The organism is Lysobacter sp. Soil_N_23 (assembly GCF_057656135.1).
Window position 1 is genome coordinate 223,787 of record NZ_JBDGKY010000003.1, and the last position, 9,807, is coordinate 233,593.

8 protein-coding genes and 1 pseudogene are annotated in these 9,807 nt (G+C 67.7%); 6 read left to right on the top strand and 3 right to left on the bottom strand.

Annotated elements, in window-relative coordinates; all coding sequences use genetic code 11:
* Window positions 1-105: 105 nt before the first annotated feature.
* On the top strand, window positions 106-798 hold the full coding sequence (locus AC3A3X_RS04270; protein ID WP_386701643.1) for a rhomboid family intramembrane serine protease: 693 nt from the start codon (window positions 106-108) through the stop codon (window positions 796-798).
* Window positions 799-915: 117 nt separating this feature from the next.
* Window positions 916-1,236 (top strand): DUF1820 family protein, encoded by a 321-nt coding sequence (locus AC3A3X_RS04275; protein WP_200609260.1) that lies wholly within the window; start codon window positions 916-918, stop codon window positions 1,234-1,236.
* Between the two features lie 102 nt (window positions 1,237-1,338).
* Here AC3A3X_RS04275 and AC3A3X_RS04280 read toward each other — a convergent pair.
* The 3 genes and pseudogenes from AC3A3X_RS04280 to gpmI form a co-directional block, all read right to left on the bottom strand.
* Window positions 1,339-2,679: pseudogene (locus AC3A3X_RS04280) on the bottom strand (S41 family peptidase); the annotation flags it as partial.
* 173 nt (window positions 2,680-2,852) lie between these two features.
* Window positions 2,853-4,091 carry a murein hydrolase activator EnvC family protein gene (locus AC3A3X_RS04285; protein WP_487581809.1) on the bottom strand — a complete coding sequence of 413 codons (1,239 nt, stop codon included), beginning with the start codon at window positions 4,089-4,091 and terminating at the stop codon, window positions 2,853-2,855.
* Between the two features lie 8 nt (window positions 4,092-4,099).
* On the bottom strand, window positions 4,100-5,638 hold the full coding sequence (gpmI, locus tag AC3A3X_RS04290; RefSeq protein ID WP_487581810.1) for a 2,3-bisphosphoglycerate-independent phosphoglycerate mutase: 1,539 nt from the start codon (window positions 5,636-5,638) through the stop codon (window positions 4,100-4,102).
* A gap of 184 nt (window positions 5,639-5,822) precedes the next feature.
* Here gpmI and AC3A3X_RS04295 point away from each other — a divergent pair, with 184 nt between their 5' ends.
* From AC3A3X_RS04295 to AC3A3X_RS04310, 4 genes are all read left to right on the top strand, one after another.
* On the top strand, window positions 5,823-6,479 hold the full coding sequence (locus tag AC3A3X_RS04295; RefSeq protein WP_487581820.1) for a DUF4097 family beta strand repeat-containing protein: 657 nt from the start codon (window positions 5,823-5,825) through the stop codon (window positions 6,477-6,479).
* A gap of 215 nt (window positions 6,480-6,694) precedes the next feature.
* Window positions 6,695-8,443, top strand: coding sequence for a M28 family metallopeptidase (locus AC3A3X_RS04300; protein ID WP_487581811.1), 1,749 nt, complete (start codon window positions 6,695-6,697; stop codon window positions 8,441-8,443).
* A 95-nt stretch (window positions 8,444-8,538) separates the two neighbouring features.
* Window positions 8,539-8,937, top strand: a complete 399-nt coding sequence (locus tag AC3A3X_RS04305; RefSeq protein WP_487581812.1) for an MAPEG family protein — start codon at window positions 8,539-8,541, stop codon at window positions 8,935-8,937.
* A gap of 54 nt (window positions 8,938-8,991) precedes the next feature.
* Window positions 8,992-9,726 carry a 2OG-Fe dioxygenase family protein gene (locus tag AC3A3X_RS04310; protein WP_487581813.1) on the top strand — a complete coding sequence of 245 codons (735 nt, stop codon included), beginning with the start codon at window positions 8,992-8,994 and terminating at the stop codon, window positions 9,724-9,726.
* The last annotated feature ends 81 nt before the right edge of the window (window positions 9,727-9,807 follow it).

The window sequence follows — 9,807 nt, forward strand, 5'->3', positions numbered from 1 at the left end:
GCGGCAGTTAACCCGAAGCTAACAATAGCCGGCATGCCCGTCCGCACTTGCACGCAGCCCAAAACGCGGTCCGTCCAGCGCCTCCCGGGCGGGGGGGCCTGAGGGATGTTCGTCTCGATCCCGACCCGCGAGCGCACCCCGCTCCGCTGGGCCACCCCAGCCCTGTTCAGCATCCTCTGGCTGTGCTTCATAGGGGTCGAACTGCTGCCGGACTCCGATCAGCGGCGGCTGCTGCTGGAGTGGGGTGCGCTCTCCGGGGGACTGGCCTCGCCCGACGAGTGGTGGACGTCCCTGCGCACCGGTGCAGCACTGCGCCTGTTCACCGCCTTGTTCCTGCACGCCGACTGGGCGCACCTGCTGGGCAACCTGGTGTTCCTGCTGATCTTCGGGTTGCCGGCCGAGCGGGCGATGGGGCCGTGGCGGCTGTTGATGCTGTTCCTGCTGGGCGGGGCGGTCGCCAACCTCGCGGCGGTGATTGCCATCGCCACGCCCGACCGGCTGATCATCGGCGCCAGCGGCGCGGTGTCGGCCCTGATCGGCGCCTACCTGGCGCTGTTCCCGAGCGCCAAGCTGGGCGTGGTGGTGCCGCTGGGCCTGTTCCTGCAGTTCGTGAAGGTGCCGGCGCCGCTGCTGATTGGTGTGTGGGCGCTGCTGCAACTGCTCTTCACCTTCATCGGACCGGCCTTTGGTGCCGTGGCCTGGTCGGCGCACCTGGCCGGCTTCGCCTTCGGCGGCGCGTTCGCGCTGATTGCGCGTGCCGGCATCGCCCGCCGGCTTCGGCGAAAGCGCGGACTGTAGGCAACACCGCCAGATCCGGCCTGGTGCCTGAGCTTGAGAAGAGGCGGTTCCCGCCCCATTGTCTGGGCAACCGCCGCGCTGGCGCAGGCGGATCTTCCTGTCGGACACCCCTGCACCATGGCCAAGCCGCTCTACAAAGTGACCTTCCTCAACGCCGGCAAGGTGTACGAGCTGTATGCCCGTCACGTCGGTTCCGGTGCGCTGTGGGGTTTCACCGAAGTCGGTGAGCTGGTGTTCGACGTCCACGACGGCGTGGTGATCGATCCGACCGAAGAGCGCCTGCGCGACGAGTTCGGCAACACCCGCGTGCTGCACCTGCCGATGCACAGCATCGTCCGGGTCGAGGAAGTCGAGCGCAAAGGCCAGTCGGCGATCCGTGATGCGACCACTGGCGAGAAAGTGGTCACGCCGTTTCCACTGCCGGCAAAACCACGCTGATACCACCGACCCTGTAGGAGCGAGCTTGCTCGCGACCGGGCCTGTCCGATTGCCGGACGTGCCTTCGCGAGCAAGCTCGCTCCTACGACAACGTGGTTATTGCTTTGCTGCCGGCTTGGCGTTGCTTGCCACCGGCGGCTTCTTCAGCTCGACCAGCGCCGCCGTGATCGGCGCATCGCCATCGAGCACGTCGCCAGCATTGTCGCCTGGCTGGCCATCGCCTTCCTCGTCGCCACGCAGGTGGCCCGGCAGGCTCGCCTCGCTGAGGTTGCGCACGCTCTTGTCGTCCTCCTTGGGCGGATGCAGCACCACGTCGGGGGTGATGCCCAGCGCCTGGATCGACTTGCCACTGGGCGTGTAGTAACGCGCGGTGGTCAGCTTGACCGAGTCACCGTTGTCCAGCGGCAGCACGGTCTGCACCGAGCCCTTGCCGAAGGTGCGACTGCCGACGATACGGGCACGGCCGTTGTCGCGCAGCGCGCCGGCCAGCACTTCGGCCGCGCTGGCCGAACCGGCATCGACCAGCACCACCAGCGGCGCGCCTCCGAGGCGGTCACCCGGCGTGGCGGAGAATTCGGCGTCGCTGATGGCGATGCGCCCGCGCGTGCTGACGATCTTGCCGCTGTCGAGCAGGTCGTCGGCGATCTGCACCGCCGATGTCAGCAAACCACCCGGGTTGCTGCGCAGGTCGATGACCAGTCCGCGCAGCTTGCCACCACCCTGCGCCTTGAGGGCCTCGATCTTGGTTTCGAAGTCGGCCGCGGTGTCGGCCTGGAACGCGCTGATGCGGATGTAGCCGTAACCGGGCTCGAGCATCTTGCTGCGCACGCTGGCGATGCGGATGGTCTCGCGCTGGATGGTCACGTCGAACGGTTTGTCCTTGCCTTCGCGCACGATGGTCAAGGTGACCTTGCTGCCGGCGCTGCCGCGCAGCGGGCCGGAGTTGTCGCCTTCGTCGGGCTTGAACGGTTTGCCGTCGATCGCGGTGATGACGTCGCCGGCCTTGATGCCGGCGCGCGCCGCGGGCGTGTCGTCGATGGGGGCGATCACGCGCAGGCTGCCGTCGGGCTGGCGCATCAACTCGACGCCGACGCCGTCGTAGGCCCCGCGCGACTGCTCCTCGAAACTTTCCGCGTCGTCCTTGTCGAGGTAGACGCTGTGCGGGTCCAGGTCGAACAGCAGGCCGCGGATCGCCGAGTGCATCAGCTTGTCGTCGCCGACCGGTTCGACATAGGCCTGCTTGACCGCGTTGTAGACCGACACGTAGCGGCGGATCTCTTCCAGCGGGACCTTGGACTCGGTGGTCTCGGCGTCGGGCGATTCGATCGGCGCTTCCGCAGCTTCGGGCGGACCGGCTTCAGGCGCAGTCTCCTGTGCCGCAGCCGGCAACGCGACCGCAACGGCCAGGGCAAGCGGAACCAGAACCAGATGGCGCAGGGACATGCACGAAACTCCGCGATGGGCGTAGACCCGAACCAGGTCTGACAGGACTTCATTGTTCGGTGGCGTGGGCCGTTCGGGGAATGGCCACGCTGGCGACGATTATGGGCACGTTGGCGGCGGGCAATGGAAGCCTTTCGTTAATCCGTCGGACCGGCGGCGACGTGCATTCAGCGTCAGCGCCGCAGCCAGGTGCCCGGGTTCACCGGCGCTCCGTTCCGGCGCAGTTCGAAGTACAGCGCCGGCCGGCCCTGGCCGCCGGAATTGCCGACGGTGGCCAGCGTGTCGCCGCGCTTGACGCTGGCACCGACGTCCTTGAGCAGCGCATCGTTGTGCGCGTACAGGCTCATGTAGCCATTGCCGTGATCGACGATCAGCAGCAGGCCGTAGCCGGTCATCCATTCGGCGTAGACCACGCTGCCATCGGCCACGGCCTTGACCGGCGTGCCGGCACTGGCCGCGATCAGCAGACCGTCGCTGCCGCGGCCATCGGGCATGGTCGCGCCAAACCCGGCCAGCAGGGCGCCCGACACCGGCCAACCGAGCCCGCCCACCTGCGGCGCCGGCGCGCTGGCCACCACCACCGGCTTGCGCGTCGGGGGCTCGCCACTGCCCCGGCGCGCTTCTTCGCGAGCGGCGCGTTCGGCGGCTGCGCGCCGTTGCGCTTCGGCGCGGGCGGCGGCCACGCGCAACTTCTTCAGCAGTTGCTCCAGACCCTTGGCATCGCGGCCAAGGGCGCGCTCGCGCGTGCTGCGGTCCTTGTAACGCTGGTCTAGCGAGGCGACCAGGGCAGCGCGCTGCTTGCGATCGGACTGCAACTCGCCCAGTTGGCTGCGCTGCTGTTGGCGCGTGCTGTCGAGTTCGCTCCTGCGCTGGACGATCTGCGCCTGCAGCATGTCGAGTTCTTTCAGCTGCGTGTTCAGTTCGGCGATGCGGCGGGTGCGGTCGCGCTGCAGATAGCCGTAATAGGCCAGCGTGCGGCTGCCCTGCGCGACGCTGTCCTGCGCCAGCAGCAACTTGAGCGGTGCGTCCTGCCCTTGCAGGTAGGCGCCGCGCAGCAATTGCGCCAGTTCCTGGCGCTGGGCCGCCATGCGCGCCTGCAGTGATTCGCGCTCCTGCTGCAGTTGCTGCAGCGAGGACTGTTCGCGTGCCAGGCGCGCCTCGATCTCGCGCAGGCGACGATTGGATTTCCCGACCTTCTCGTCGGCATCGCGCAGCTGGCGCGAGGCATCGCCGCGCTGGCCCTCGATCTCGCGTCGCTCATCGGCCACCGCCTTCAACTCGCGCTGGATCTTCTCCAGCTTGCGCTCGGCCTCGCGGCTGCTCTGCGCGACGGCCGGCATCGCCAGCGCCGCGAAGCAGAAGGCAACGATGGCGAATGCACGCAGCAGTCGCATCGTCGAGGAAGTGGGCATCGGCGCGGTCAGCCCGCCAGCAGGCTCGTGCCGCTCATCTCCGCCGGTTGCGGCAGTCCGAGCAGATCGAGGATGGTCGGGGCGACGTCGCGCAGGGCACCGCCGCTGCGCAGCGTGGCCTTGCGCGGGCCCAGGTACACGAACGGCACCGGACCGACCGTGTGGGCGGTGTGCGGTTGCCCGGTGGTGGCGTCGCGCATCATTTCCAGGTTGCCGTGGTCGGCGGTGACCAGCAGCGCGCCGCCGGTGTCGCGCACGGCCTGGGCGATCGCGCCGATGGCGATGTCTACCGCCTCGGCCGCCTTGATCGCTGCGGCTATATCGCCGGTGTGGCCGACCATGTCGGGATTGGCGATGTTGCAGATCGCAACGTCGATGTCGCCCGAACGGATCGCCGCGGTCAGTCTGGCGGTGACTTCCGGGCAGCTCATTTCCGGCTGCAGGTCATAGGTGGCGACCTTCGGACTCGGCACCAGGATGCGGGTCTCGCCTTCGTAGGGATCCTCGCGACCGCCACTGAAGAAGAAGGTGACGTGCGCGTACTTCTCGGTCTCGGCGATGCGCAGCTGCTTGAGGCCGTTGACGGCCAGCACTTCGCCCAGGGTGTTGCGCAGATCGTCCGGGCCGAACGCGACCGGCGCCGGCAGGCGCGCGTCGTACTCGGTCAAGCAGACGAAGCGGGACAGCGCCGGGCGGCGGGCTTCGAAACCATCGAAGGTCGGCGACACGAACGCCGCGGTCAGCTGGCGTGCGCGATCGGCACGGAAATTCATGAACACGACCGCGTCGCCGTCGGCCATCGGCACGCTGCCATCGATCACGGTCGGGGCGACGAACTCGTCGTTCTCGCCGCGTCCGTAGGCCTGCAGCAATGCCTCCACGGGACCTGTGGTGACGTGCTCGCTGCGAGCTTCGACCATCGCGTCCCAGGCGCGGTGCACGCGGTCCCAGCGCTGGTCGCGGTCCATCGCGTAATAACGGCCGCTGACGCTGGCGACACGGGCATTGCCGAGCTTGCGGCAGACATCGAGCAGGCGCTTGAGGCTGGGCTCGGCCGACCGCGGCGGCATGTCACGGCCGTCGAGGAAGGCGTGCACGGCGACCTTGGCGACACCGGCCTGGCGGGCCAGCTCGAGCATCGCGAAGATGTGGTTCTCGTGGCTGTGGACGCCGCCGGGCGAGAGCAGGCCCATCACGTGCAGCGTGCCGCCGTTGTTCTGCGCCGCCGCGCAGGCCGCGCGCAGCTCCTCGTTGCCGAAGAAACTGCCGTCCTCGATCGCCGCATCGACCCGGGTCAGGTCCTGATAGACGATCCGCCCGGCGCCCAGGTTCATGTGGCCGACCTCGGAGTTGCCCATCTGTCCGTCCGGCAGGCCGACATGGCGGCCCTCGGTGTGAATCAGGGTGTGCGGGGCGCTGGCCAGCAGCGCGTGCCAGTTGGGCAGGGTGGCCTGGGCCAGGGCGTTGTCGGTCGGGTCTTCACGGTGGCCCCAGCCGTCGAGGATGAGCAGGACAACGGGTTTGGGGCGCACGGGGGAGGCTGACACGTCGGGGTTTCCCTGGTCGTTGGAAGGCTTGACGCTACGAAAGGTGACTTCGGGCACGGGCCTGGGCCGGCGCTGGCTGCGATTGTAGCGAAGCGGCGTAAACCCAAGCCGCCCTCACCGCATCTCCTGCATTGAAGCCTGCCTCAATGAAGCCCGCCCCAATACGGAATCCCGAACGATGCGCATTCGCCCAGTTCTCCTCCTCCCTCTCGCCCTCGCCCTGTCCGCCCCTGCTGCCTTTGCCGCCCAGGACATCGACAAGGTCAATGGCAGTATCACCGTCGATGCCGGCCAGCAGGCCGGCAGCCTCGAGACCGTCAACGGCAGCATCAGGATCGGCTCGGGCGCACGCACCGGCGACGCCGAGACGGTCAACGGCAGCATCACCGCCGGCGACAACGTCCAGGCCGGCGGCCTGGAAACGGTCAATGGCAGCATCCGCGTCGGCGAGAAGTCGCGTCTCGACGGCAAGCTCGAAACCGTCAACGGTGGCGTGTTCGTCGACCGCAATGGCGACGTCCGCGGCAGCATCGAGACCGTCAACGGTGCGATCGGCCTGGTCGACACCGACGTCGGCGGCGACATCAGCACCGTCAACGGCGATCTGACCGTGGGCGTCGACTCGCACGTGAAGGGTCGCATCCATTACACCAAGCCGAGCCAGAGCTGGTTCTCGATGAACAAGCGTGATCCGAAGGTGATCATCGGACCCAATGCCGTGGTCGACGGCCCGCTGGTGTTCGAGCGCAAGGTCACGCTGTACGTCCACAACACGGCCAAGACCGGCGCGATCACCGGTGCCACCGCGGTGCGCTACGACGGCGCCCTGCCGCCGGAGTAAGGCAGCTCCGGTCGTCCCGGGCACGGAAGGACCTGCTTTCTGCGTCAGCCGCGCAGAAGCAGGTCCCTCACTTCGTTCGGGACGACAGCAGGGCCGGGATGGCGCGACGAACTGTCGGACCCGGCACGTCGGCGCCTCGGACTTGGGCCCTAGAATGGAAATCCGCACCTGCCGTCTCACGGCCTCTGGTGCGGTTGGTCCATTCCGGAGGTCTCATGTCCCGCACTTCCCTGCTTACCGCCGCGATAGTCGGCACGCTGGCGCTGGCCGCCTGCTCCAAACCCGAGGCCGATGCGCCGACGGTCGCGGCGCCCGCCCCGACTTCTACTGATGCTCCTGCCGACCCCGGCAGCAGCCATCCCTTTGGCGACACGATCAACGCCGCCGACTTCGCCGAACACGTGAAGACGCTGGCGTCGGACGAGTTCGAAGGCCGCGCCCCCGGCAGTGCCGGCGAGGACAAGACCGTCGCCTACCTGGAAGCGCAGTTCAAGCGCATCGGCCTGCAGCCCGGCAACGGCGACAGTTACGTGCAGACCGTGCCGATGGTGGAGACGGTCGCCAACGAAGGCACCGTGGTCAGGCTCGACGTGAAGGGCCAGCCGCGCGAACTGAAGTTCGGCAGCGACATGGTGATCGGCACCCGTACCGGCAAGAACGAAGTCAAGGTCGACGGCAGCGAGCTGGTGTTCGTCGGCTACGGCGTCAACGCCCCCGAGCAGAACTGGAACGACTACGCCGGCGTCGACGTCAAGGGCAAGACCGTGGTGATGTTCGTCAACGACCCCGGTTTCCACGGTCAGGATCCGAAGTTGTTCGAAGGCAAGCGGATGACCTATTACGGCCGCTGGACCTACAAGTTCGAGGAAGCCGCACGCCAGGGCGCAGCGGCGGCGCTGATCATCCATGACAGCGACGGCGCCTCCTACGGCTGGGATGTGGTCAGGAATTCCTGGTCAGGCGCGCAGTTCGACCTGCCGGCCAAGGACGATCCGGAGCCGCGCCTGCCGGTGCAGGGCTGGATCACCGGCGATGTCGCCCGCACCTTGCTGTCGTCGCTCGGGCAGAACCTGGATGAGCTCTACAAGGCCGCCGGCAAGCCCGGATTCAAGGCCATCCCGCTGCAGGCGAAGCTGTCGGTCGACCTGAAGAGCACGATCAGCGAGAAGGCCTCGCGCAACGTGGTCGCACGCCTGCCCGGCGCCAAGCGCCCGGACGAGACCGTCGTCTACATGGCGCACTGGGACCACCTGGGCAACCACGGCCACGAAGGTCATGGCGAAGCGGCCCAGGTTGGCAGCGACACCATCTACAACGGTGCCGTCGACAACGCGACCGGCGTGGCCGGCATCCTCGAGATCGCCGAGGCCTTCAGCAAGCAGCAGCCGCCACCGGATCGCTCGCTGCTGTTCCTGGCGGTGACGCTGGAGGAGTCGGGCCTGCTGGGCTCGAAGTACTACGTCGCCCATCCGACCGTTCCGCTCGACAAGACGGTTGCCGTGATCAATCTCGATGCGATGCCGGTCATCGGCAAGTCACGCGACATGACGGTGGTCGGTTTCGGCAGCTCCGAGCTCGAGGACATCCTCAAGACGGTCGCCGATGGGCAGCAGCGCGTGCTGCATGCCGAAGCGACGCCGGAGGACGGTTTCTACTTCCGCTCCGATCACTTCAACTTCGCCAAGGCCGGCGTGCCGGCGCTCTATGCCAAGGGCGGTGACGACCTGATCGACGGTGGCATGGAGGCCGGCCAGAAGGCGCAGGTCGACTATCGCGACAACCGCTACCACAAGCCCGGCGATCAGTACGATCCGTCGTGGAAGCTCGACGGCGTCATCCAGGACCTGGACGCGCTTTATGGTGTCGGCAAGACCCTGGCGGGCAGCGAGCAGTGGCCCAACTGGTACCAGGGCAATGCCTTCCGCGCCGCCCACGACAAGCTGATGAAACCCGCGGCTAAGTAACGCAGCGACGGTTGCAGCAGCCACAACGGCGCCTCGGCAGTGGGGCGCCGTTGTCATTTCGGATACGCTGGCGCCTCGTTCAGCCGGGGAATGCCATGACGCTTGCCACCGCCTACGTCTGTGTCCTGATCGCCGCTGTGTTGCCCTACCTGTGGGTCGCCATCGCCAAGGCCAGTGGCGAGCGCTACGACAACCGCGACCCACGCCGCTGGCAGGAGCGCCAGCAAAGCCAGCGCTCGCTTCGCGCCAGCGCCGCGCAGCTCAACAGTTACGAGGCGTTCGCGCCGTTCGCCGCGGGCGTGATCCTGGCCCAGCTGGCGGGCGTGCCGCATGCGCAGATCGGCACGCTGTCGATCGCGTTCATCGTTTTCCGTCTGCTGCACGGCCTGCTCTACATCAGCGGCCGGCACCTGCTGCGCAGCGCCGCCTGGTTCGCCGGCTACGCCTGCGTGCTCTGGCTGCTCGTGCAGGCAGCGTTGAACATCACGCCCTGACCTCTCCGAAACCGCGCGCGACGATCCCGCCGCGCCTTGCCTGTCATCCCCCACATGCAAACCCCCGCCGAGACCACCTTGTCCGCCCTGCACGAAACGCTCAGGCGCGATGGCTTCAGCTTTGTCGCCGGCAAGGTGATGCGAGAACTGTTCGAGCAGCGCCATGCACTCGACGACTGGGCGCGCTTCGCCGCCAGTTGGGACGATCTGGCGCCGGACGCCTATCTGGCCAGTGTTGGCCATAACCGACGCCGTCGCTACGCGGTGTTCGCTGCCGGCAGCAGCGGCGCGATCGTGCGCCAGCCGCATCAGCCGCATTACCAGAGTCGCGACTACAACAACCTGCAGGGCGGCATCGAGCGCTGGTTCGAACCGGTGCTGCCGGAGATCGCCGAGAGCTTCAGCCTGCGCACGGTCCTGGAGTTCTGTCGCGACTTCTACGGCGGGCTGTCGCCGGAGGTGGAGGCCTGGCATATCGAACTGCACCAGTTCCGAATCGAGGCCCGTCCAGGCGAACCCGGGCAGCCGACGCCGGAAGGCGTCCACCGCGACGGTGTGAACTACGTCCTGGTGCTGCTGATCGACCGGCACAACATCGTCAGCGGAACCACCACGATCCACGCCGCCGATGGCCGCGAGCTGGGCAGCTTCACGCTGACCCATCCGCTGGATGCAGCGCTCGTCGATGATTCCCGGGTGTTCCATGGCGTGACCGCCGTGGAAGCGCAGGATCCGGAGCAGCCGTCGCATCGCGACGTGCTGGTGGTGACATTGCGCGCCGAGGCCTGAGAATCACCGGAGCCACCCTTCTCCCGCGAGCGGGAGAAGGTGCCGGCAGGCGGATGAGGGCAGGGGCGGCATATCTCGCCA